Below are 21,008 nucleotides of genomic sequence, written 5' to 3'. Positions count from 1 at the left end.
GTGGCCTCATTACGCCGATCCGAGACTGGCTCCAATACGGCGATCACGCCCTGGCTCCATTACGCCGGTCAGCGGGTGGCGCCTATATGCCGATCATGGAGTGGATCCAATATGCCGGTCGGTGACAAGCCCAATTCGGCCGGCGGCTGCACCCTCGACAGCGGCCATGTCGCAGAGCCTGCTTGGCCATCCCTCACGAGACTTGCCGTCCCAACCTGCAAGAAGCCATTCATCTCGCAAGGCCAACAGCGTAGCGGCGGTTCCCATCTCATCGGCTTGCAGACTGCTGTGAAAGAACCGTTCAGGTGCGTCAGCTGCCCTCAAAGCCACCAGAAAGGTGGCAATGCGCCTCGCCATGACCGTAGGCGGCCCGGCGAGGCCAAGCTGGACTTCCAGCAGCCCGAGTAAAGCCGGTGGACTCAGGACAGGTTCGCCCAGATGCGGCGCTGCAGCAGCACCCTGCCATCCTCCAGCATGAAGGCTGAATGTGATCTTCATATCGTCTCGCTCCCTGGAATCGGTCTGCCCATCCTCGCTTCTCCATCAGTCAAAGTGGAGTTTGCCCATAACCGAGCGGTAGCTAGAACCGGGCCATGCCGATTTGGTGACCACGATGAATTCCACACATGCACTGAAAGTCTGTGGCGGCAGCGTGCTTAACCCATTGGACTCGCTGCCCAGCGGGCATTGGTGAACTTCCGCAATCAGCTTCAAGCATTTGTCGCCGGTTTACTCGATGACAATGTAGAAGGGGTCTGACTGCCCCACCAGTCGGTTGTCGCGCTTGCGAATCAGAAATGCTTCAACAAAGTGCACGCCGCGGTACTCCAGTCCTTCCGAACGACTCGCCCCATTGTCGGATGGATAAAATTCGCCCCGAAGTGCACCCGCACGAGATGCCACTTTGTCAGTGTTCGTCACGCGCCATTGAACTTTGTAATCTGCTGAGAACGGCATTCCGTGGACTCCGCTGGCATTGAACCGTACCCAATAGCCAGGCTGCAATGCCTCTGCCGACTGGATGGTCCGAACGGTATTTCCATAATGACCAGTCTTCAGCTCTGCGGCCACCCGTACAACATGTTGTTCTGGAGCCCTGCGCCATGTAGGCCTTCGAACGTGGGGCAAATGCCGTAGCTTCGCAGGTACTGCGGCGGCGCCCAGAGTCTTCACCTTTTCCACCAAGTCCCGGAAGTGGTTGCCCAGGACCAACTCGCCTGTAGCTGCAGCCTCACTGACCTGCTCCGCAGCCCGCTTCGCCTCGCCCGCAGCAAAGCTGTCGCCGAACACCCGTTGCCACTTGCCAATGCTTTCGTCGCGGTCTGGCTCCGCGTATGCATCGTCAATCCAGCCGCGGTAAAGGTTTACCTTGTCGCGAAAGTTTCCATATTGCGTTTGGTCCCAGCCGCTTGCTTGGTCCTCCTCAGGCAGCTTTGGATTGGGTACTACCGGGACGTTCGGCCGAACCTGCAGCCAGTCATCCAGACGACCGACCAGTGTCTTGAGCGTCGTAGGCAAGTCGGCAAACTGCACACTGTCACGGTCACTTTCATAGACCTGCAACCCCATCAGTGTTGTCAGCAAAAACGATGGGCACGTAAAGTTGCCCTTGATGTCGCGCATGTACTTCAGTAGCCGAGTGACCTTCTTCAAATCATTCCCGCCGGCGACGCCATTCTTGCTTTTCACCCACTCCGTATATGCAGACGGTGCCGAGGCCTCGAACTTGTCGCTATTTCGATTACAGACCTCGTACTGACCTGCATAAAGCCGGTTGACCACACAGGGCGCAACGTCGATCTTGCGCTCACCCGCGTACTCAACTGTGGCGCAATGCGAAAAACGACGGACTTTCCCATCGTACGCAGGAAGCTGCCCGAGCTTGGTAGCAAGCTCGTTCACGTAGTCCTTCGGTGCCCAGCCCTCCTTGGCCTCGACGAATACCAGCAGATCAGCGTCGAACGGTTGCCCAGACTGGGGTTTGATGATGGTCTCGTGGGCCCAAGAACCCTGCGGAGCGAACGATATGATTTTCGGACCCCAGGCAAGGGCGCGAACTGCGTTCTCAACAGCAACAATGCTGTCCTCCAGCAAGCGGAGACGCGTGCTATTCAGATTGACATGGTCGTCAAGAAAAGTCCTAAAGTGTTCGTGCAGCTTCATCAGACCCCCAATAGGTTCAGCTTGCTCACGGCTTCAGCAACAAGCTTCTCAACTGCATGTTTAGCCTGTGCTTCTGACTTCTTGCGAAGTCGGTTGTAGAGCCAGTCGAACACCAGAGGATTGCTCGCTCGGTGCCGGTAAATGGCGTCTTGCAATGCACGCGAGCTCAGCGTCAGCTCCTCCGCAGAAGCGCCGGTGAGAGCTTTTTCCCAAATTTTTTCGATTTCACCCTTCAGCGTCGTCAACGATTCGACGGTGTCCTCTTGCTTGCGGTATTCCCGCAAGACAAAGCTGACCATCGGTAAGACTGGAAGACCCACCGAGATGATGAGCTCGTCGAGCTTGAGCCCTTGATGAAGACCGATGGCAAACAGCGCAACACCAAGAACTCCAGCGATGCAGAAAAGTACCGCTGAATAGGTTCGCCGCACCCGCAAGTCGTAGACCACGTTCGTTCGCTGGCAAAGAAGCCGCCCCAATGGCAATGGCAATCTGTTGATGGCGCCTTCGTACCAGCTTTCCAGTCCTTTCTTCTCCATGTCGGACATCTGGCCAGGCGCAATAGCACGCAGCTCTTCAGGGTCCACTCGACTACCGGCGACCAACTTGTTCCAGTCAAGCTTCAAGACCTCGGTGTCGAATTGCTCCTGAACCTTGGCTCCCGCCTTGCTACACGCGCGCTGCTTCGGTGAGAGGACTCCCACATCGAGAAGCAGTAGGGCAATAGAAGCGAAGCCAACATAGGATCGGACAGTTGGAAAATCAGCACCAAAAAGCAGCACCAACACCGGCAGTACCAGGGCGGTGATGGCTACGAAGTTCTGATAGTTCTTTGCACGGGAATAGAAGCGCCGCTGCGCGCGCAACAGTTCCAGTCGTTCAGGCCTGTTCTGCTCAATGTCGATTCGATGTTCCATGGTCATTGGTGGTCCTTCCCTTTTCAGTGTTTTGTAGAAGTAGCTGCGGCGTTTTGGATGAACAGTGGTGGTCGTCCCAACCTACGTGTCTTGGGCTCTGGATGCTCTCCGCCGCCAGCCCAAACATCGGTCACAAGCCACTCCTCGAAGTAGTCGAGCCACTCAGCGGCCCAGGGCAGATAGGTCTCTCTAAAGCGCATCTGCGGCACCCATTCGTGCGCCCGCGGGAACCAAAGACACAACTTCGTGCCCTTCCCTTTATGCGGATAGACGTGCGGCAACTTACGCCCTGCGGCGAGCTCCTTGGGGTCCGGGTCCATCACTATCAGCTCAGGGAAATTGGAGGGGTAGACTTTCAGAAGACATTGATAGACCCGAGCCATTGGTGTTGGAGCCACCTTGAATCCAAACCTGAGCTCTCGACCCTGTACAAATTCCAGCGTCGACTCTGGCCACCTCAGTGCCTTCAATTCAGCGTGACGCTGGGCAAGGCTCGGAAGACGCGGTGGGGGCTTCAATCAGACGGCCCTCCAAAATAGGTGTGTGCACGGGCCGGTGAGACGACCGACGCCGCACCTGCAATCACGAAACCCGCCTGCTTCAATGACCGGAAGCTCTCACGCCGTTGCGCACTGTGCTGCAGCACGGCCTGCTTTGCTCGCTGGCCGAACGCGGTCTCCACGGCCTTCGAAACGGTGTCAAGCCCATTGTTTCCTTCGATGGCAGCAAGCAACCCGTCCAGGTCGGTCACGAACTTCTTCTGCCATTGTGAAAACGCCTGCTGGCGTTTTGAATCATTCATGGAGGCAGCCAGGTTGTCAGCCTGTGCGCACGGGTTCATCAAGGTCCAGATTTCCTTGCCCGACTGAAAAATCTCGCGCTCAAACAGATCTGGCAGAAGCTCGACGATGTCGAAGAACAAGTCCAGAGGTCCATCGTGTGGCTTCGGCGCCAAGATTACGTAGGCCTTCGCAAACAGACTCGTCAAAAAGACGGAGGTCGGCGCAATGTCAGAACCCGCTTCGAACTCTCCGAAAGAAACATTTCGGTGCATCTTCCCTAACTGGACGAACCTGCTCAGAAGACGGGCAAATACCTCGTCCGCCTCCGGTAGCGGCACGAGGTCGGCCTTGCGCGCCTCTGCAAAATCCGATGTGAGGGCCTCCGTAAGCCGAAAGACAGGAGACACCTCAGCAGCGGCATCGAATCCCAGGCAGTACCCTTTCGGATTGGTCGAGAGGTAGTTTCTGAGGTCTCGGTCTGGGATGCGCCCATGGTGCTTGCCATACGGAAGCACATGCAGAGGGTCGTCAATGACCGGGGCAAAGTCGGCTCGCATGCCGCCGGAGTAGACAAGCGTCACGCACCGATCCCACCGCTCAATGCCAAGTCCATGACGCTCGGCATAGCGCTTCAACACGACGTACAAGTGCTCGAGCAGCAGCGCCGCACCGCCGGGTCCGCCATATCGGACGAGTGCAGCCTTGGATAGTCGTACCACCAGGTCTATGTCGAAGCCCTCGCGGTTCGCATCCATAGGCCGGACGATGGTTCCCATTTGACGGGAACCCTGCGCGTGTACTTGTTCCACCAATCCATTGAATTCAGCGCAATCGATGAGGTACTCACCCGTCGCGTTATACGCTCGCTCAAGCTCCTGGAGTTCCGTGGCTGTGGGCTCGATGGTTCTCCCAATGGCTTCCGCAAGGTATGTGAAGCGAGCCGACGCCGACGCGGTGACTTTGCGAATAGCTCGGGGAAAGTGGTCGAGTCGGTTCATATGGAAGGTGGGCTACAAGCCTGTCGTTCAAAAGTGAGTTAGTTGCCCAGGCAGCGCTCGTAGACTCGCCCTGTGCGGGCCGAAATCAACCCCGCAATCAACATCAGAATCGCCACGGCATAGCCGAGAGCGCTCTCTGGCATCCAGGCGCTGAGGTATTCGGGCAGCACTTCAGGCAGTGCGCCCTCGACTTGTGCTCCGCCAGCCAGCCCTTTCACGGTCGAGACCCCTGTAGCTGCCACTCGCCCTATGAGGCCCGCCAAGAGCAGGAACCCACCAGCACACACCAATGCATCCCCTAGCGCGACGAGACGCCTTGGCTGGGTGAGGAAGTAATCGTTCAGCCGTTCCAGCATGTTGGGCCTACTTCTTTTCGCGCCGGACGCCCTTGAAAGGCGTCTTGTCGGACTTCACATCCATGAATCGCCCCGTCTGCGTGTCTCGCTTGACGTAGTGCCCAGAGGGAGTGGTGTTCTGGCTGCGCTCACGCACAGCGCCTATACGGTGCCCGTCGCCGGGCGGGTTGTTCTTTGCCATCGTGACCTCAAATTTCATTTTTAGGCAGTATATATGATCATTTTGATCATGCAATAGATATTTTTAGTAGTGACCAGCTCACGCCATCGTCTATGATCAGTGGATGGAAAAACATCTTGACCAGCGATCGCAGTTCCTCGCAGGCCTAACCAAGACTCAGCGAGAACGGCTGGCGCACATTGACTTCAAGCTGTTTTTCCTGGGCGAACTACGAAGGGCCGACGTTGTCGACCGCTTCGGAACCGGCCCCGCTGGAGCTACTAGAGACATTGCGCTCTACCGGGAAATCGCACCTGAGAATCTCGAACTTGACAGCTCGGTTAAGGTCTACAGACCAACTCTCGCCTTCAAACCGCTGTTCGAACACAACGCTCGCCGAATCCTCACAGCCCTGACACAAGGGTATGGCGAAGGCCTGGGAGAACCTGTTGGCGATGAGGTGCAGCCCATGCTGAGATGCGAGGTACCGAACGCGCTCAGCCTCCCGAAGATGCACGTGCTGGCACCTATCACGCGCGCTATTCACCGCGGCAAAGCGGTGCGCCTTGGCTACACATCAATCGAGAGCGGCCACACAGAGCGTGAGTTGGTCCCATTGGCGCTGGTAGACATCGGGATTCGCTGGCACGTCCGAGCCTTCGACCGTAGGCACAAGCAATTCCGCGACTTCGTCTTCACGCGAATGGACGAGCCAGTCGTGCTAGAAGACAGCCCAGTTCAGCGAGAAGAAACGGCCGAGTTCGATGTGCAGTGGAGCCGCATCATTGAACTGGAGTTGGTGCCCCACCCTGAGCACCCCCGTCCGGAAATCGTGAAGATGGATTACGAGTTCCCGGAGGAAGGCGTGCTCCGAGTTCGAGTCAGAGCGGCCAATGCAGGGTACATGCTTCGTCGCTGGTCTGTGGACTGCTCATCGGACCACCATCTGCGCGGCCTTGAGTACGCGCTATGGCTGCGCGACCCGCTCGCGCTCTACGGGGCAAGTAACGCGCAACTGGCTCCAGGGTATCAAGACCCACGCTCAAACCGAGAAATCAAGGCGCTCTGAACGGACCATGGCAACCAGCGCTTTGCCCCAATGAGTCGGGGGCAGCGCAACTGACTTGTGCAACGCGAAAACTGTTCCCGCGACAGCATGATGCATACGGTGCCAGAAAGCAGCCGCTGGTGAGCGTCCGTAGTCAGCCTACAGAAGTCCATACAGGCGTGCTATGCGGACGGCTGAACGCCGGTCAGGCGCCCCCAGCTTGGCATTGAGCCTCTGAAACCGGCAGTCGATGGTTTTGGCCTCCAAATTCATAGTGGCGCCGATGACCTTGCTGCTGTGGCCGGCAGCCTCATGACGCAGGAGGTGCAGGTCAGCTTCCGTGAGATGAGCCCCTTGGAGCAACTCCTCACGCATGGATTTGGCGATCCAGTGGTGCAGCTCCATGGCGAGCGCACGAGCTAGCACCCGAACTTGTGGGTAGTTCTCGCCGTCAAACCTGCCTGAGTCCGCTGATCCCAGACATAGGACGCCCACCCGGGATAGGCCAACGGGGCTGGGGGCAGGGGCAACTAGGGCAGAGGTGAAGCCGTGCTCAGCAGCTGCGCGGATGAAAGCGCATTCTTCGGTCGATGAGCAGTCCATGTCTCTGGAGCGGATCGGTTCTGTGTCGGTTGATGCGTACCGTAGCCAGGGATCGTGTTCGAACCTCCGTTGAGACGAGTAGTCCGCAGCCCACGATGGATCGCAAGCCCACAGGGATCGAAGGGAGGTTCGCGTTGCATCGTCTCGAAGGCAACTCAGGAAGACGCCGGCATCAGCACCAAGACCTTCCACTGCCTCGCGAAACAGGGTTATCACTTCGCCAGTGGACCCCGCCTCTGCGATCAACGGAAGCAGCTGTAAAACGCGAATATCGTTCATGGTTGCAGACCCGCTCGGCTGATATCCGCTGCCTTCAGCGATGGTCTGCGAATGCCGCATGGCCTTCGCGAACCAGTTTGCTGAATAGAAGGCCGTCCTTAAAGCGAAGGGGCTCAACCGCGCACCAGTGGTCGAAGCTCTTCACGTCACCAAACACCATCGCCTGTACCAGCCGCATGCCCACACCTAGACGCTGGGTGCGCTCCATCAGCAGACCGTAGTTGGTGGCGCGCAGCAGGATGGTCACTGCACCATCACCGGTGGCCAGCAACGTAGCTTCCGGCGCTGCAAGTGCTGCATTTCGGCTTCTAGCCAATATGGCTGAGCCAGCACGCTTTTCGACCAACGCCAAGCGCTTGGCACCCAGAGGGCGAGCGGGCACGTCGATGGGATCGATGCGGCGTTTGACCGATGGTCTGGTCAACACAGATGGTGCTGACGCCATTGCCATGGGAGTCTGGAATTCGTTCATCTCCGCCCCTGCAGATCGGGTTGATCGACAGGCCACGCGGTGTTGGCACCGAGTGACCCGCGCTTCAGGTATCAATTGACCGGATAGAGGGGAGGGTAGACAAACACGTCGCGCGATGTCAAAGGAAATCCGGTCAGGGCGACCAAATCTGTAGCTAGGTCAGTCGCGCTAAACGACGACTACCCAATGCACGCGGCTCGTCAAATCACTGCGGGCGCGCTGCTTTGGCTCAAAGCCTCCAGCAATAAAAATGCATCGTTGGCTCGATTCACAGGGATGAACAGGTGATCGTGGTGGAAGGCTGCGACCGCGTTGCATGGGATGCCCGCTTTGGCCAAGGCCGAGGAGATCATGGCCAGGAAGCCGATGGCCTCCAGCGACGAGTGCACGGTGAGCGTGATGAGTTTGGCCTCGAAGATGTAGGGCACTTTGGCCCGAACTGCTTGAGAGCGTTCCACGATGGCCGTCAGTCCTTCTGATTCCCTGAAGGTGCAGATAGGGGAGAAGTCAACAGGGAGGCAGTGATCCTGGAAGGTGCAGTAAACGTAGGTCTCTGGCCGAAGTTCAGGGGCCATCAATTTCTGCAGCCGAACTTGGTCTTTTTCTCCGCTCATCCGGTGGCCTCCTGCGCATGGCAATGGTGTTGGCATTCGGCACTGATTATGGGCGGCAGTCGTTCCTCCAGCGCGTGCGCAAGTGCGCAGTTGCACCGCTGAATGGGTCGGTTTAGCTGAATTGACACGCGGCCAAAGTTCCTAAACCCCGGCGTTCAAACGGGATCTGCTGCTACCGTCTGGCGCAGCCCGGAACAGTCCCCCGCCAACCACTGCTTTGGCCGCCGGGCATCAGACGGCAAAGCACAGTGAGAAGGAGTGTCCACATGGCACCGACTTCCGAAGTCCTCGCGGACATGGCCGATCTTCGCGATCAATTGAGGCAGCAGGGCAGCCCCTACAGCGTATTGTTCAAGCTGCGTCCTGCGCGTGTGCTGCTCGATATAGCGTTCGATTGGACGCTGATTCTGGTCGCTGTTGCTGTTGTCGTGTGGCTCGATGCAGTGCTTGCGCCGTTGTCTGTGCTGGTGATCTCCAATCGACAAAGGGCACTCGGCAACATCCTGCACGACGCGGGTCACCGGAACATCTGGCGAGAGAAGGATCGGAACGATCTTGTCGCCCGTGCACTGGTGGCGCCATTGCTGTTTGCAAGCCTCTCCCGATATCGGGAAACACATTTTCAGCACCACCTGGAGTTGGGGCGCACGCAAGGTGACCCCGACCTGATACCGGGGCAGGAAAATCTGCCATCGCTTTGGGTGGTCAGCTTCGCCAGGTGCTTGCTCTCGTGGCCTACCTGGCTAGGCTCACTGAGCGGTCATCTGTTCGAGAAGGAGGTCAGCTTGCGGAGCAAAGCCTTCATCTTGGGATGGTGGGTAGGCCTCGTCGGTGTCCTGACCCTGTCGGGTGGTGGCGATTTTGCGTTGGCTTTTGTGTTGTTGTGGCTAATTGCGAGGGCGACGTTCTTTCATTGCATCACCACTTTTCGCGAAATGTGCGATCACTTCGGACTGCAGCCGGGTGGGGTGTTTGGCTTCACCCGTGACATGGTCTGTCAGGGCCCCTGGCGCTGGGCCATTCACCCGCGCAACAACGGCTACCACCTCACCCACCACCTGTTGCCAGCGGTTCCGTACTACCGACTTCCGGAAGCTCACACACTGCTGTGTCAGTTGCCCATATTCGAGGATCGATCACACATCTGCCGCGCCTACTTCCGCACCGCGAATGCAGTGACAACTGAGTGGCAGAGCAGGGCGGCGACGTGATGGATCGCGTCCTGAGTAGCGTTCAGATCGCGGCGTTATTGGTGTCAGCCAGCTACGGCATCGGCTTCTTGTTCGGCTCTGGGGAGCTGGCCCTGACTCACGGGATGGCAGGAAGCATCTACGGCGTTGCCACTGGGTTCGGCATGCTCGCGCTCGCACTGGTGGCAAAACCTTTGTGGCGGTCTGGTTTGTCCGTGTGGGACTTGTTTGGGCGGGCCTACGGCAGACAACTGCGCGGCTTGGTGGCGGCGCTGTCTCTGGTCTGGATGGCAGGTGTGCTCGCCGCACAGATTCATGGCGGTGTGGCTGTCGCTCGCTTGCTGGGAGTACCCGATCCGTATGGACTGATCACCGTGCTGGGGCTGATCTACGCTGCAGCTCAGATGACTTTGCGCATCGCGTCGGTCGTCTTTACTGGATGTCTTCTGTTGAGCAGTTTGGTTCTGGTATACGCGCTCGTAGCTGCAGACGGGCTGGCACTCTACCAGGAGGCAATACCCAGATTTGTGGAGGATCTGGACACCTTCAGTCCGACCTACCTGGGCACCATGTCACTCGCCGTTTGCCTGCTGGTTGTCACAGGGGCCGACTACCACCAGTTCGTGATGTCTGGTCAAACCGCCCGGAGCGCCGTGGTCGGATGCGCCATGGCTGGACTGGCACTAACTCTAATCGGGTTCCTGCCGGCGGCTGTTGTGATGGCCATGCAGTCAGGCGGTGTGCTGGCGGACATGCCAGATGGCAAGCAAGTCATCCCGTGGGCGTTGTCCCACGCGGTAGGCGGCCTTGCTGAGGGACTGAGAGCCGGCATGTTGGTCGCACTGTCGCTTGCTGCGCTGGGTTCGGGAGCAGCGATTCTGCGGGCGATGGCATCTGCGATGAGTACGACCCTGTCAGGCAAAAGCCGATCCAGGCTTTCTTCGGCCGCAGCACTCATCATCGGCGCCGCACTTGCTTCGCGAGATCAGGGCATTGTAGAAACCATGGTGTCGGTCAACATCATTTACCTCGCCAGCGTCGGCGTTTGCTTTGTCGCGCTGCTGGCAGATATCAGCCTGACGCCCCAGCGTGCCAGGGCCACCATGGTCGTGGGGCTTGTCGTGTCTGGATGCGTTTATGCAGCCAGTTGGCTGGGTCTGTTAGCCCCGCAGGCTGACGCTCTCTCGCTGGGCGCCGGACTTGCAGCATCAATGGGTGTTGCAGTCGGCTTTGGCCTTGTCGCTGGCTCCCAGCGTGCTGACGTGACGAAGTCTTGTCGCTGAGTTGCCCGACCCTGCCACCACCTTCACAGAATCGTCAACTGCGCGCGAAACCAACTCTCGCTGAGCCACCTTGACGATCAGTGCAGTGATGTCGTGGGCCAAAGGCGGTTCGAGTTCCCAGTGGTGCCAGTAGAGATCGACCATGACCCCGTGGTTGGGGCACAGGTCAATGAGCCGTCCACTGTCGACCAATGGTTGGGCCTGCGTGCTCGGTATCAGGCCATAGCCAGCACCCATTGCCACACCCTCCAGCAAGGCCACTGGCGAAGGCAGAAAGTGTTTCGCGTACCGGTCAATCGAAAACCCGAATCGGCTCTTCAGGAAGTCGTCATGCAGAGAATCTTTTCGATTGAAGAGGACAGCTGGAGCTGCGAGAACCGATGGAACGGTCAATCCGTCTGGAAAGGCGCTCTGTGCGAATTCAGACGTTGAATAGCAGCGGTACTCCATGGCGCCGAGGCATTCGGCCACGAAGCCGTCGGCTGCTTTGGGACTGGTCGATATGCACCCAATGACTTCGCCGCGCGACAGCAACTGGGAAGTGTGGTCCTGGTCGTCGGCAATCACTTCCAGTGCCACAAGCTGGCTCAGAAGGAGTTCCTTCAATACCTCCGGAAACCATGTGGCCAATGAATCCGCATTGACAGCAATGGACAGTGGTACAGGGGCATGTGATTTGGGTCGAGGCACTAGCTCCTGCAAGGCCGAGCCTTCCAGAATCCGCAACGCCTTCACGTGGCGGAGCAACACCTCTCCTGCTGGGGTGGGTGACACCGGCCGATCCCGAAGCACCAGAACTGTCGACAAGGATTCCTCCAGTGCCTTGATTCGTTGGGAGACGGCACCCCGTGTGATGCTTAATGCAGTCGCCGCCTTTTCAAAGCTCTGCTGCTCAATCACCACAGCAAAAGTTTCCAACTGATCACGATCCAGCATGGGTATCTCCCGATGTCTGGCTGACGCGGTTGCCAACCTGCGCCATTTAATGGGTAAAGCAGAAATTGTGTCGATGGTTTTCGGGTGTCAATCGCTTCCGATAAGTTACGAGCGGTTTCGAGTATTTGCCGATTCAGGATGGAAAGGTCAGTAGGTGGTGCACAAAAATTACACTCGGTTGCCGTGCGGACTGAATCGTTTGGCGCGAAGTGGCACTCTTGAACTACCAGATGAAGGAGGTGCTCCATGTGGCTCTTGGTCGCTCGTGAACCGAGGCAAGATGCCCCCCATTGGCCGGGCAGAACAAGTCTTGCTGCGCTGGACGCGGTTGCGTGGCCTCTGGCCGCCGCTTTCTCGATCCTGCTGTCGAATCAACCGCTTGGAGTCGTTGGCCCTGTGTTGACCGTCGCGGCTTTAGCGCTGTCGGTGGCCCGGCTTCGCCGCGCCATCGCTTTCAACCACCGCTACCACTTCACCACCTGGCGATGGGGTGGGGTAGTTCTCGGGCTGTTGATGATGGGCTTTGCCCTCAGGCTTGCCGCTTGAGGGCTGAGAAAGGCGGGAGGCGCTGATTCCGAAGCGGGCCGGATCATGAAGCCACTCCATCGTGTTGCGCCAGACCTTCCGGCGCCACGGGCGTGGTTGGGCCCAAGGGAAAGCGTATCGGGTTCGAAAGGCACCGGTAGCGTCTTGTCCCAATACGATCATGAGCATGTCCGCGCGCTTAGCGTCTGAATCGTGGATGACCAGATCGCCTGGCTGCCACTGTGTGGTGTTCGGATCGTGAATCAGGCTCATGGCACCCCCCACTCAGCGTTGCACTCAGTGAGCCGCCATCGGACGGGTCTCGCTCCACGCTTCTATGTCGGTGCTCCGCCATGCGACCGCATGGGAAGTCAGACGCACCGGGCTGGGAAACTGTTTGCTTGCGATCAACCTGTAGATGGTTGACCGTCCGAGCCCCGTGATCTTCATGACCGCGTGCATTCGCAAGAAGACAAGCGCCGGCTGATCTCGATGATCGGTCAATGAGCCTGTTTGAAGATGTTGCATGGCGCACCCCTGATAGAAGCGACGCCTTCACTATGGGGCAGAGAATCCGGCGCTGGCCGCTGGATTCAGCCGAATATCATGCAGCCAAGTGGCCTTCGACGACTGTTCGATGATGCGTATAGGCAGGTCACTAGCAGGCAAGGAAACCTTGACCCTGCATAGCCTGGCCATCATCTCCAACCTCCTCCCACGCTACACCTGCTTCTATGACTTCTACGAAGCGCTCAGCACTGAATCCATCGGGGTACATCGTCGTCCTGCTGTATGACTCGTCTGGATCAAGGGATTCGGTGAGTTCTGGCGATGCAGTCCGAAACTCGGAGAGGTCTTTCAGCAGGTGGCGATCATCGCGAAGGGCGATGAGCATTTCCTCGACCGAGATCTTGAGAAAACCGGAGAAGCGCTGGTGATCGCTTTCGATGGAAGTGTCGACGATCCACCCATGGTGATACGTGATGCTCCGTTCGTCGTTCAGGCCAATGGCCATACGGAACTCGGCGGTACTTTCAACTGCACGCAACACCGCTGCCATCTTGCGTTGCAACTGCAACCCGGCTTTCCTCAGCGTCGTTGTGGCATGCACCCAGGCATCACGTTGTGATCGGCGAATGAAGGTCGACTTCACCTCCAGCACGAACAGGTGACCGTCGCGTGTTGCTATCACGTCCACTTCACCAGGATCGTCGAGTGCCTCTTCTCGCGGGGGCTGCCAGTTGAGCAAGACCCAAAATCCACGGGATTCGAGTGCCTCGGCCACGCTGGCTTCGATCCGTTGAGTCTCTTCCTTGACGTTGCCGCGCCGAGAGCCCAGCCGCCGCAGGTTGTTGATGGAAGCGGTGCTGTTGTTCTGCATACCGACAATCCAGGGCAACTGGACCAGGGTGGCGCCGAACTTCAGTACCGGGCGTTCAAACAGGTGGGGCTGGAGTCCTGGCTCGCTTTTTTGCATCCTTGCAGCCAGGACTGCCATGTCGTAGGTCCAGAAGTCCAGGATCGCAGACGCCATCCTGGGACTTCCCTTGGGCTGGGATTCGTTGACCGTCCAACCGGTGATGTTGGTGATCTTCGCTTCGCGCCCCGACCAGGTGATGGGCAGACGGTTCTGCATCCCGTTGAGCAGGCCCTCCATGGTCATTTGCCGAAGCGCAGAACGCCATTCGCCTGCCGATCCGAGTCGATCAGTGAAGGCCACGAGGAAGTCACGTTCAAAGTGGGCTGACATCAGATTGAGTGACAGGCACGCTTGGAACACATTGACGGGCTCACCCGAGTCCGTCACCACCTCGTCTGCGATGCCGTAGACCTCTTGAAGACGAAGCTTGGTTTGCAGGGCACGGAGCCAGGCCATCCGGTTGGCATCGGCGTTTTCTGGTCGTCCGATGTCCCATCGCCCTGGATCTTCTGCAACGTATTCGACAAACTCGTCTATTGCACGGTGAAACCAGTAGTCGTGCAAACGCCTGAGCTTGTGGCCGTCGTTCTGCCAGGCGGTCCGAGCTGCTGGATCAACCTCCACGATCTCCAGGCGATCTTCGTGTCGCACAAACCTGATGGAATCGTCGTAGCAGAAGGCATCCGCAGACCGACTGATGAACTCGTTCAGCTCGATCTGCGCATCCAGCAGCGCGTGGAACGCATGGAAAGCCTGTACTGCTTCGCTTGCACCGCCACGTTCTTCGTCGAACAGAATGGGGCGGAGATGTCGGGCGAGGGACAGACCAATGCTTGCATCGTTCAGCCTCAATGACGACTCATCCGCCGTCTCCAGCTTCCAAGCCAGTAAATCATTGATGGCATGCCAGGCAAGCTCGGTGCGGCTTTCAGTCGCTTGCCCGGCCTTCATGGCCGCGATGTCTTTGCCCACCAGGCACTCGAAGGCGTAGAGGCTCGCATAGACCAGGAAGTCGAAGGCCGAGAGGTGGGTCAATCGGTCTTTTGCGGTCTGCACAGCCTTCACTCGCAGCCGATTCGCCTGATCAAAGATGTCCAGCACGCGGCACAGCTCTCCGACTGCCGGGCAGCTTTCTCCCGCCAGCGTGAGTTCCGCTCGCCGGGGTGATTCCTGGTTCAGGACCAGCCCGGAGTACCTGACCGCCCGGATCAGGGCATCGGGCGCGATTCGAGCGACCGCGTTGATCAGGCCTTCGACCGCAAGCTGCTCCTGACTGAGGTAACGGGCCAGGGCCAGCACCATGGGTTCGGTGGACCAGGCACTGGTGGGGCAGTCTTTCACCGTGCGACTCAACCAGAACTGGCTGTCGCGTTCCCTTCTGGTGAGCTTGCGTTTCCCTTGTGTCGCGCGCTTGCCATCCAGATAGGCGCTTGCAGCCTGCTCGATGGCCGCTTCAAGGGGATGACCGAGGCCCACGGCGCGTCTGGCCAGGTCGTCGTAGTAGTTGCGTTGTGTGGTGGTGTCGGACGCTTCCATGTGCCGATCATCCTAGGTCCCGGGCTGGTTTTTGAAGAGGAAGCGTTGGGCCGTGAGCGCTGGGGCGATTTTCTGGCTTGATGCGGTGAGGGCAGGGTACGTCTCTGGGCGGGGCGACGTGAATCGATGGGCCGTCTTGCCAGGTCGACTGGATGGATGTTTTTCTTGCGACAGTTGTCCTCCTGGGTCAACTGCGACGATTTTTTTATGCGGATAGGTGTTCCTGGCGTGAACCAAGCCCGGAGATCGTTTGTTCCAATCTCGCGTCGATTACTTTCATTCGACGAAGTAAAGGAACATACTGCGGCATGTCTTCCGAAACCCATAGCCAGCGTGTCCTTGATCTGGCCGGTCAGAGGGGCCTCCTGCGCGCCAGTGAACTGGATGCCATCGGCGCACCACGGGTCGTCCTCACGCGGCTCAATGGCGCTGGGCTGCTGGAGCGGGTTGGACGTGGTCTCTATCGCCTGACAGATGCACAGGTGTCAGAGTTCGAGAGCCTCGGTGCAGTCGCTGCCAAGGTGCCACAGGCCGTGTTCTGCCTGTTCACTGCGCTGCAGTTCCATGAACTGACCACCCACCTGCCGCGCCAGGTCTGGATCGCCATGCCACGCGGGAGCCACTCGCCCCGGATCGACTACCCGCCGATCAAGATGGTGCAGTTCACGGGTGAGGCCTTCTCCGCGGGGGTCGAAGAAGTGGAACGCGATGGCGTCCGGCTGCGGGTCTACGGCGTGGCCAAGACGGTAGCGGACAGTTTCAAGCACCGGAACAAGATCGGTCTGGACGTGGCTCTGGAGGCGCTCAAGGATGCGCGTTCGAGGAACAAAGCGTCGGTGGACGAGATATGGCGTTACGCCAAGGTCTGCCGTGTGGCCAACGTGATACGGCCTTACCTAGAAGACATCGGATGAGTCGTTTCAGTGGTGGGCCGAATGGCTTCACCACTGCACCAGCGCACATTGCGTGCCCGGATCTCATATGGTCACTCAAACAGGGGCCTGTAGCCCATAGGCCTGCGCAATACGCGCCACCAGTTCGGCCACGCTGACCTTCCCGAGCTGAAGGACCTGCGGATCGATGGAGGTGTCCGCGACTACCTCGGCGAGAAACCGGGCGAGGTCCGAACCGATTTTGGGGTCGAGTGGAATGCGGGTGGTGGGCGCCAGGAGTTGCGACAGGCGCAGCACGTCGTTGAGATGCTTGCGGATATCTCTGGCATCGATGACGGCGCCCTGGTCTTTGCGTGCCTTCAGATCCAGCCATGCGATGGCCTTCAGCGGAATCAGCCGGTCTTCTCCTACCCAGGACAGGCCTCCCATCTCACGTCTGCCAGCGAGGATGAACGCGTAGTAGGTTTCATCCAGCAAGATGGCAGAAAGACTGGACACAGCCTCATCCAGCGGAATCGGGGTGAGCTGGCTGCCCCCGGCGGGTGTCAAACCATCGGGAGCCCGTGCAAACAGTTCGATCATGGCCGGGTAGCGTTCGTCCGCGGGCTTCTGGAAGCGGTAGAACTTCGGCTTTCCGGTGTCGCTGACCTGCTGTAGCTGATAGCCCCCTGCATTCACAAACTGCCAGAACGCCTCGCCAAAAGACGGGGTCAGCACCTCCACATGCAGGACGATGTCCAGATCCTTGGTTGCCCTATAGGGAAGCCCGGCGTCTTCCATCGTCAGGCTCGCGGCGGTTCCACCAATCAGCAGGTACTGATCGGTGTACGCCGCAAACCAGTCACGGAAAAGATCCAGCCCTCTCACCATGGGAGTTGTCCCTTCAGTTCGTCCAGGGCCTGCAGGACTCGCTCATCGGTGCTGTCCTGCAGACTGAGGGTCAACGACAGTGGGTCGACAGTCGCCTGACCTGGCACCAGCGCCGGATCGTAGATCCAGAGCTCAAGCACTTGTGTGTCTTCGGATGGTTCCGGCGCCTCGCGGGCACCGGCTTTCAGGGCCTCCCGCCATTCTGCGAAGGTGGTGGCGTACACCGGTTGTCGTGGCTCCGTGAGCATGGAATCGCGTGCGAGTGCGCTCAGGCCAGCCAGCCGCCACTGGCGGCCTGATGGCAAGGTATCGCTCACGGCCCACAACGTCCGGCGCACAGGGCTGCGGAGCAAGGGTCTTGCCATTTCCCAGATTTCCTGTGGTGGCAACTCGCGGTGCAGATACTGCGAACGCCCCACCTTGCGCGTCGCGGCGAGGCCCGCCGCGTTCAGTTCCCTGACCGACCGAGACAAGGTCATGGGGGTGTAGCCCATGGGCGATGCCAGGCGGGCGGGATGCCAGTCGGTGGCCAGGGGTTCGTTCATCAACGCAGCGATGAGGATCGCCTGCGTCGATGGGCTCAGGGCGGTACCTGTGGTTGGCGCCCGCTGCCTGAAGTGTTCGCGAAGGTCCAGGCCCAGGTCGGGCAGGTAGAGCTGGTTGCCTGGCACGATGAACGGAACCTTCTGCTCGATCAGGCGTTTTCGCTCGTACGACGCCAAGGCATCAGTCACGAACACAACCGGCGGCTCTCCCTGCGCGCGCACTTTGTCCAGCCGGGTACGGATGTCCCCCAGGGCTTGTTCTTCGCTGGATGGAGTGATCGCGAGCACGATGGGATGGCCCAGCAGTTCAAGCTCGGCAAACTGGAACGCGTCTTGAAGGAAATACGGCAGCGCGCCGGCTTGCGCCCAGGGCTTTTCCTTGGGCGTGGGAATGCCCAACACCTCGTTGAGGTACTTCCGGGTGGCGGCTACAAGCGTCAACGATCAGTCTTTCATAACATGGAATTTGAACAATAACATTAACAGTGTTATCGTGCAATAGTGTGTTAGGTTGGTCCGACTTAGGGATTCCGACCAGTCGCGCCGAAGCTCATGCGGACACCGCAGACGATGGAGCGCTATGCCCCAGGATGTCATCAATCCGCTGCCCCAGCTTCTCCCAGGCTGCCTTCTTCTCGTCGGCGAACTCGTGGTGCATGTAGTGCCGCCGCACCCGGCTGCCGGCCATCACGTGGTTCTGGCAACGGTCGATGATGTCGGGCAGGATGCCCAGCGCCTGCATCATGGTGGCGCCGGTGCGCCGCATGTCGTGCGGCGTCCACTCGCGGTGGCTGCCGCTCTTGAGCACCAGCGCGTTGTCGTTGGCCCGACGTGACAGGTCCTTGCGGACCTTGAACTGGATCTGGCGGTCGCCCACCTGCTTGGACACGGTCTTGACGTCGATGTGGGTGTCTTCCTTGTGGTTGCGGGCCGGGAAGCAGTAGGGCGAGTTTCCGGTCAGTGCCTTGAGCGCCTGGAACTGGCGCAGAGAGAACTCCGAGAGGTAGACCCGGTGGCCTTGCTTCTTGCCCATCGGTCCCTTGACATTCTCGATCGGGATGGTCCAGTAGCGCTCCACCAGGTCCACGTCTTCCCAGCGGGTCATCAGCAGCTCGCCGATGCGGCACAGCGTACCCAGGCAGATCCAGATCGCCAGCTGGGTCTCCCGCTTGAGCGGGCGCGGCACCTCGTATTTGTGGCCGGCCGGGGTCTCTTCGTAGTCCGCCTCCATGCGCTGAAAGATCGACTGCAGTTCCTGCAGCTCCTTGGCCGTCAGTACGCGGTCGCGCTCGTTGACCATGTCGAAATCCTTGGACACGATCTTGCGGATCTCGATCAGGTCGGCCGGATTGCCTTCGATCAGCAGGCCGCGCCAGGGCTGACGCTTTTCGGCCCAGGCGAACAGCTGCACCAGGTCCTGGTGCACGCGCACGGACATGCGGTTCACACCGCGGGCCACCATGGTTCGCAGGACCTTGCGCAGGTCGTGCTCGGTGATGCTGCGCACGGGCTTCTCGCCCAGCACGGGCAGCACGTCCTTTTCAAATGAGCGGCGCAGTTCGGCATTGCCGTCCTTGCGGGCGACGCCATCGGCCAACCAAGCGTCGAACATGTTCTTGAAGGGCTTGTTCTGGCTGGCCTCGGCGGCGGCCTGCGCGATCGTCGCTTCGACCGCGGCCTGGTTCTCAATGCGTTCGGCTTTCTTCTGGTCGTTGGGGTTGACGCCGGAGCGGACCAGATCACGCGCCTCATCGCGTTGCCGGCGGATCTGTTCCATGGACAGGGTGGGCCAGGTGCCACAGTAGTGCCAGGCCACTTTGCCGTTCCATTTGAAGGCGAACTTGAAGTGGATGGAGATGGTCTGGTCGCCGACAACGCGGACTTCGCCGGTCAGTCCGTCGCCGTCGCTCAGCATGTCGCCGCGCCACGCCAGGGGCACGGCCTTGAGCTCCAGAGCCGTCCACTTTTTGCCTTTTCCTGACTTCGGATATCGCGTCATACAGGTCCTGGGGGGTAAACCCGGGGGTAAACCGAAAAAACGCTGTCAGTGTATTTTGTGGGACGACTTGGGATCAAGTATTCTTTGTATCTATATGATTTAAAACAAAAAAAGTTGTCTCATAACGTCCCAGGAAATCTCGCAAGATTTCACGTATATTTCCATGGGGTGCAAGGGGTCGCGAGTTCGAATCCCGCCACGCCGACCATTATCCAAAACGGACTACAGATTCAACACTGTAGTCCGTTTTTCTTTTTGCAGCCTCGGGGCAAATGCCACGGGGGCCGCTTGGATGCTCGTTTGAAGACATAGCATAGTGCGCACCATGCAATCGAATACCTGGTGGGGCCCCCACATGCGCCTGACGGGCATGGCCGTGCTGTGGGGCGCATCGTGGCCGGCTGGGCGGGTGATCGCCCAGGCCATGCCGCCGCTGGCGGCTGCGGCTTTGCGTTTTCTGCTGGCGGTCATGGTGCTGCTGCCCTGGATGTACCGCAGCGGCGCATTCGCGGGCCTGCCGCATTGGCCGCGCCGGCGCTGGCTGGGCATGGCTGCTGCGGGGGCGGTGGGGGTGTTCGGCTATGCGGCGTTCTTCCTGATCGGGCTGCAGCACATTCCGGCGGGCAAGGCAGCGCTGCTCATCACGCTCAACCCCGTGGCCACGCTGCTGCTGGCGGCGTGGCTGTTCAGGGAGCGCATCAACCGCGTGATCGGCATCGGCATGGCGCTGGCGGCGGCGGGGGCGGTCATCGTCATCACGCACGGGCATCCGCTGGACCTGCTGGGCGGCAACGTGGGTGTGGGCGAGGTGCTGATCCTCGGCTGCGTGGCCTGCTGGGTGGGCTACACGCTGATCGGCCGCTGGGTGCTCGCGGGGGTGGATGCGCTCTCCGCCACCACCATCACCAGCTGCTTTGGCGCGCTGATGCTGCTCGTGGCCAGCCTGGCCGTGGAGGGTGCGGCAGGCCTGCGGGGCGCCCTGCATAGCGGCCCGCAGGCCTGGGGCGCGATGGCGTTCCTGGTGCTGGGCGCCACAGTGCTGGCCTATGCATGGTACTTCGACGGCGTCAAGGCGCTGGGTGCGGGCGCGGCTTCGGGCTACATCACGCTGGTTCCGGTGTTCGGCGTGGTCTTCTCGGCCTTGCTGCTGGGCGAGGCGGTCGACGCGCCCATGCTGCTGGGTGGTGCCATGGCCGTGGCGGGTACGGCCGTCATGAACTGGGGGCGGCGGCCCGCTCGCACTGCGGCTGAGGCGCTGGCCGAGCAGGCGGCGGGTTGAGATCGGCCCTTTCGGAGCCTTGTGCCGCGTTCCGGGCACGGTCGTGGCGGCCCCGGCCAAGGCTGCATACGCCGCCGGAAGGTGGCTCTCGCACTATAATGAGAGGCTTTCCCGCAAAAACGTCGCCCGGCCGCATCCAA

At 59.6% G+C, this 21,008-nt stretch carries 22 protein-coding genes and 1 pseudogene; 5 read left to right on the top strand and 18 right to left on the bottom strand.

The genetic code is table 11. The features are described 5' to 3' along the window. Window positions 1–93 precede the first annotated feature (93 nt). The 7 genes from ACX12L_RS14525 to ACX12L_RS14495 form a co-directional block, all read right to left on the bottom strand. Window positions 94–498 (bottom strand): hypothetical protein, encoded by a 405-nt coding sequence (locus ACX12L_RS14525; RefSeq protein WP_459263242.1) that lies wholly within the window; start codon window positions 496–498, stop codon window positions 94–96. Between the two features lie 231 nt (window positions 499–729). Then, window positions 730–2,163, bottom strand: coding sequence for an SMODS domain-containing nucleotidyltransferase (locus ACX12L_RS14520; protein ID WP_459263241.1), 1,434 nt, complete (start codon window positions 2,161–2,163; stop codon window positions 730–732). Continuing rightward, on the bottom strand, window positions 2,163–3,086 hold the full coding sequence (locus ACX12L_RS14515) for an S-4TM family putative pore-forming effector (RefSeq protein WP_459263240.1): 924 nt from the start codon (window positions 3,084–3,086) through the stop codon (window positions 2,163–2,165). The genes ACX12L_RS14520 and ACX12L_RS14515 overlap by 1 nt, the downstream gene beginning before the upstream one ends. Before the next feature lie 17 nt (window positions 3,087–3,103). Further along, window positions 3,104–3,400: a hypothetical protein gene (locus tag ACX12L_RS14510; protein ID WP_459263239.1), complete on the bottom strand. Its 297-nt coding sequence runs from the start codon at window positions 3,398–3,400 to the stop codon at window positions 3,104–3,106. A 194-nt stretch (window positions 3,401–3,594) separates the two neighbouring features. Next, window positions 3,595–4,860, bottom strand: coding sequence for a nucleotidyltransferase domain-containing protein (locus tag ACX12L_RS14505; protein WP_459263238.1), 1,266 nt, complete (start codon window positions 4,858–4,860; stop codon window positions 3,595–3,597). A 38-nt stretch (window positions 4,861–4,898) separates the two neighbouring features. Next, window positions 4,899–5,216, bottom strand: coding sequence for a hypothetical protein (locus ACX12L_RS14500; protein ID WP_459263237.1), 318 nt, complete (start codon window positions 5,214–5,216; stop codon window positions 4,899–4,901). A 7-nt stretch (window positions 5,217–5,223) separates the two neighbouring features. After that, window positions 5,224–5,397 (bottom strand): hypothetical protein, encoded by a 174-nt coding sequence (locus tag ACX12L_RS14495; protein WP_459263236.1) that lies wholly within the window; start codon window positions 5,395–5,397, stop codon window positions 5,224–5,226. 103 nt (window positions 5,398–5,500) lie between these two features. Here ACX12L_RS14495 and ACX12L_RS14490 point away from each other — a divergent pair, with 103 nt between their 5' ends. Further along, window positions 5,501–6,445 (top strand): WYL domain-containing protein, encoded by a 945-nt coding sequence (locus ACX12L_RS14490; protein ID WP_459263235.1) that lies wholly within the window; start codon window positions 5,501–5,503, stop codon window positions 6,443–6,445. 138 nt (window positions 6,446–6,583) lie between these two features. On the opposite strand, the gene ACX12L_RS14485 is transcribed toward ACX12L_RS14490, so the two are convergent. From ACX12L_RS14485 to ACX12L_RS14470, 4 genes and pseudogenes are all read right to left on the bottom strand, one after another. Continuing rightward, window positions 6,584–6,829, bottom strand: coding sequence for a LuxR C-terminal-related transcriptional regulator (locus ACX12L_RS14485; RefSeq protein ID WP_459263247.1), 246 nt, complete (start codon window positions 6,827–6,829; stop codon window positions 6,584–6,586). A 15-nt stretch (window positions 6,830–6,844) separates the two neighbouring features. Next, window positions 6,845–7,306 (bottom strand): annotated as a pseudogene (locus tag ACX12L_RS14480) (autoinducer binding domain-containing protein); the annotation flags it as partial. Between the two features lie 34 nt (window positions 7,307–7,340). Further along, window positions 7,341–7,778 (bottom strand): hypothetical protein, encoded by a 438-nt coding sequence (locus ACX12L_RS14475; RefSeq protein WP_459263234.1) that lies wholly within the window; start codon window positions 7,776–7,778, stop codon window positions 7,341–7,343. 200 nt (window positions 7,779–7,978) lie between these two features. Beyond that, complete coding sequence (locus ACX12L_RS14470) at window positions 7,979–8,392, bottom strand: ACT domain-containing protein (RefSeq protein WP_459263233.1); 414 nt, start codon at window positions 8,390–8,392, stop codon at window positions 7,979–7,981. A gap of 266 nt (window positions 8,393–8,658) precedes the next feature. Between ACX12L_RS14470 and ACX12L_RS14465 the strand changes: the two genes are divergently transcribed. Together ACX12L_RS14465 and ACX12L_RS14460 are read left to right on the top strand one after the other, a co-directional pair. Beyond that, window positions 8,659–9,603 carry a fatty acid desaturase gene (locus ACX12L_RS14465; protein WP_459263232.1) on the top strand — a complete coding sequence of 315 codons (945 nt, stop codon included), beginning with the start codon at window positions 8,659–8,661 and terminating at the stop codon, window positions 9,601–9,603. Further along, window positions 9,603–10,865: a hypothetical protein gene (locus ACX12L_RS14460; protein ID WP_459263231.1), complete on the top strand. Its 1,263-nt coding sequence runs from the start codon at window positions 9,603–9,605 to the stop codon at window positions 10,863–10,865. Before ACX12L_RS14465 ends, ACX12L_RS14460 begins: the two co-directional genes overlap by 1 nt. Here ACX12L_RS14460 and ACX12L_RS14455 read toward each other — a convergent pair. From ACX12L_RS14455 to ACX12L_RS14440, 4 genes are all read right to left on the bottom strand, one after another. Next, window positions 10,791–11,801 carry an HTH-type transcriptional regulator ArgP gene (locus ACX12L_RS14455; RefSeq protein ID WP_459263230.1) on the bottom strand — a complete coding sequence of 337 codons (1,011 nt, stop codon included), beginning with the start codon at window positions 11,799–11,801 and terminating at the stop codon, window positions 10,791–10,793. The two genes, ACX12L_RS14460 and ACX12L_RS14455, sit on opposite strands and share 75 nt — an antisense overlap. 414 nt (window positions 11,802–12,215) lie before the next feature. Further along, window positions 12,216–12,599, bottom strand: a complete 384-nt coding sequence (locus ACX12L_RS14450; protein WP_459263229.1) for a hypothetical protein — start codon at window positions 12,597–12,599, stop codon at window positions 12,216–12,218. Between the two features lie 24 nt (window positions 12,600–12,623). Next, window positions 12,624–12,788, bottom strand: coding sequence for a helix-turn-helix transcriptional regulator (locus tag ACX12L_RS14445; RefSeq protein WP_276202434.1), 165 nt, complete (start codon window positions 12,786–12,788; stop codon window positions 12,624–12,626). A gap of 196 nt (window positions 12,789–12,984) precedes the next feature. Beyond that, window positions 12,985–15,282 carry a hypothetical protein gene (locus tag ACX12L_RS14440; RefSeq protein WP_459263228.1) on the bottom strand — a complete coding sequence of 766 codons (2,298 nt, stop codon included), beginning with the start codon at window positions 15,280–15,282 and terminating at the stop codon, window positions 12,985–12,987. A gap of 308 nt (window positions 15,283–15,590) precedes the next feature. Here ACX12L_RS14440 and ACX12L_RS14435 point away from each other — a divergent pair, with 308 nt between their 5' ends. Then, the gene (locus ACX12L_RS14435) at window positions 15,591–16,196 is read left to right on the top strand and encodes a type IV toxin-antitoxin system AbiEi family antitoxin domain-containing protein (RefSeq protein WP_459263227.1); all 606 of its coding nucleotides are present in this window, start codon (window positions 15,591–15,593) and stop codon (window positions 16,194–16,196) included. A gap of 75 nt (window positions 16,197–16,271) precedes the next feature. Here the strand turns inward: ACX12L_RS14435 and ACX12L_RS14430 are convergent, their stop codons facing one another. The 3 genes from ACX12L_RS14430 to ACX12L_RS14420 form a co-directional block, all read right to left on the bottom strand. After that, window positions 16,272–17,045: a hypothetical protein gene (locus tag ACX12L_RS14430; protein WP_459263226.1), complete on the bottom strand. Its 774-nt coding sequence runs from the start codon at window positions 17,043–17,045 to the stop codon at window positions 16,272–16,274. Beyond that, on the bottom strand, window positions 17,039–18,031 hold the full coding sequence (locus ACX12L_RS14425; RefSeq protein WP_459263225.1) for a hypothetical protein: 993 nt from the start codon (window positions 18,029–18,031) through the stop codon (window positions 17,039–17,041). The genes ACX12L_RS14430 and ACX12L_RS14425 overlap by 7 nt, the downstream gene beginning before the upstream one ends. A gap of 109 nt (window positions 18,032–18,140) precedes the next feature. Further along, the gene (locus tag ACX12L_RS14420; RefSeq protein ID WP_459263224.1) at window positions 18,141–19,529 is read right to left on the bottom strand and encodes a tyrosine-type recombinase/integrase; all 1,389 of its coding nucleotides are present in this window, start codon (window positions 19,527–19,529) and stop codon (window positions 18,141–18,143) included. A 385-nt stretch (window positions 19,530–19,914) separates the two neighbouring features. Between ACX12L_RS14420 and ACX12L_RS14415 the strand changes: the two genes are divergently transcribed. Continuing rightward, entirely contained in the window at window positions 19,915–20,868 is a 954-nt protein-coding gene (locus ACX12L_RS14415; RefSeq protein WP_459263223.1) for a DMT family transporter, read from the top strand. Window positions 20,869–21,008 lie beyond the last annotated feature (140 nt).

The sequence above is a fragment of the Alicycliphilus sp. T452 genome, from assembly GCF_054512775.1.
Note: the sequence above shows the minus strand (reverse complement) of the source record. Positions and strands in the feature narration are given on the sequence as shown.

Bases quoted from the DNA above. Each gene is read 5' to 3' on its own strand.
- ACX12L_RS14445 (WP_276202434.1), bottom strand. From the start codon at position 12,788: ATGCACGCGGTCATGAAGATCACGGGGCTCGGACGGTCAACCATCTAC.
- ACX12L_RS14450 (WP_459263229.1), bottom strand. From the start codon at position 12,599: ATGAGCCTGATTCACGATCCGAACACCACACAGTGGCAGCCAGGCGAT.
- ACX12L_RS14440 (WP_459263228.1), bottom strand. From the start codon at position 15,282: ATGGAAGCGTCCGACACCACCACACAACGCAACTACTACGACGACCTG.
- ACX12L_RS14475 (WP_459263234.1), bottom strand. From the start codon at position 7,778: ATGAACGAATTCCAGACTCCCATGGCAATGGCGTCAGCACCATCTGTG.
- ACX12L_RS14515 (WP_459263240.1), bottom strand. From the start codon at position 3,086: ATGACCATGGAACATCGAATCGACATTGAGCAGAACAGGCCTGAACGA.
- ACX12L_RS14415 (WP_459263223.1), top strand. From the start codon at position 19,915: ATGCAATCGAATACCTGGTGGGGCCCCCACATGCGCCTGACGGGCATG.
- ACX12L_RS14510 (WP_459263239.1), bottom strand. From the start codon at position 3,400: ATGGACCCGGACCCCAAGGAGCTCGCCGCAGGGCGTAAGTTGCCGCAC.
- ACX12L_RS14490 (WP_459263235.1), top strand. From the start codon at position 5,501: ATGGAAAAACATCTTGACCAGCGATCGCAGTTCCTCGCAGGCCTAACC.
- ACX12L_RS14465 (WP_459263232.1), top strand. From the start codon at position 8,659: ATGGCACCGACTTCCGAAGTCCTCGCGGACATGGCCGATCTTCGCGAT.
- ACX12L_RS14505 (WP_459263238.1), bottom strand. From the start codon at position 4,860: ATGAACCGACTCGACCACTTTCCCCGAGCTATTCGCAAAGTCACCGCG.
- ACX12L_RS14500 (WP_459263237.1), bottom strand. From the start codon at position 5,216: ATGCTGGAACGGCTGAACGATTACTTCCTCACCCAGCCAAGGCGTCTC.
- ACX12L_RS14525 (WP_459263242.1), bottom strand. From the start codon at position 498: ATGAAGATCACATTCAGCCTTCATGCTGGAGGATGGCAGGGTGCTGCT.
- ACX12L_RS14455 (WP_459263230.1), bottom strand. From the start codon at position 11,801: ATGCTGGATCGTGATCAGTTGGAAACTTTTGCTGTGGTGATTGAGCAG.
- ACX12L_RS14495 (WP_459263236.1), bottom strand. From the start codon at position 5,397: ATGGCAAAGAACAACCCGCCCGGCGACGGGCACCGTATAGGCGCTGTG.
- ACX12L_RS14460 (WP_459263231.1), top strand. From the start codon at position 9,603: ATGGATCGCGTCCTGAGTAGCGTTCAGATCGCGGCGTTATTGGTGTCA.
- ACX12L_RS14520 (WP_459263241.1), bottom strand. From the start codon at position 2,163: ATGAAGCTGCACGAACACTTTAGGACTTTTCTTGACGACCATGTCAAT.
- ACX12L_RS14430 (WP_459263226.1), bottom strand. From the start codon at position 17,045: ATGGTGAGAGGGCTGGATCTTTTCCGTGACTGGTTTGCGGCGTACACC.
- ACX12L_RS14435 (WP_459263227.1), top strand. From the start codon at position 15,591: ATGTCTTCCGAAACCCATAGCCAGCGTGTCCTTGATCTGGCCGGTCAG.
- ACX12L_RS14470 (WP_459263233.1), bottom strand. From the start codon at position 8,392: ATGAGCGGAGAAAAAGACCAAGTTCGGCTGCAGAAATTGATGGCCCCT.
- ACX12L_RS14485 (WP_459263247.1), bottom strand. From the start codon at position 6,829: ATGGAGCTGCACCACTGGATCGCCAAATCCATGCGTGAGGAGTTGCTC.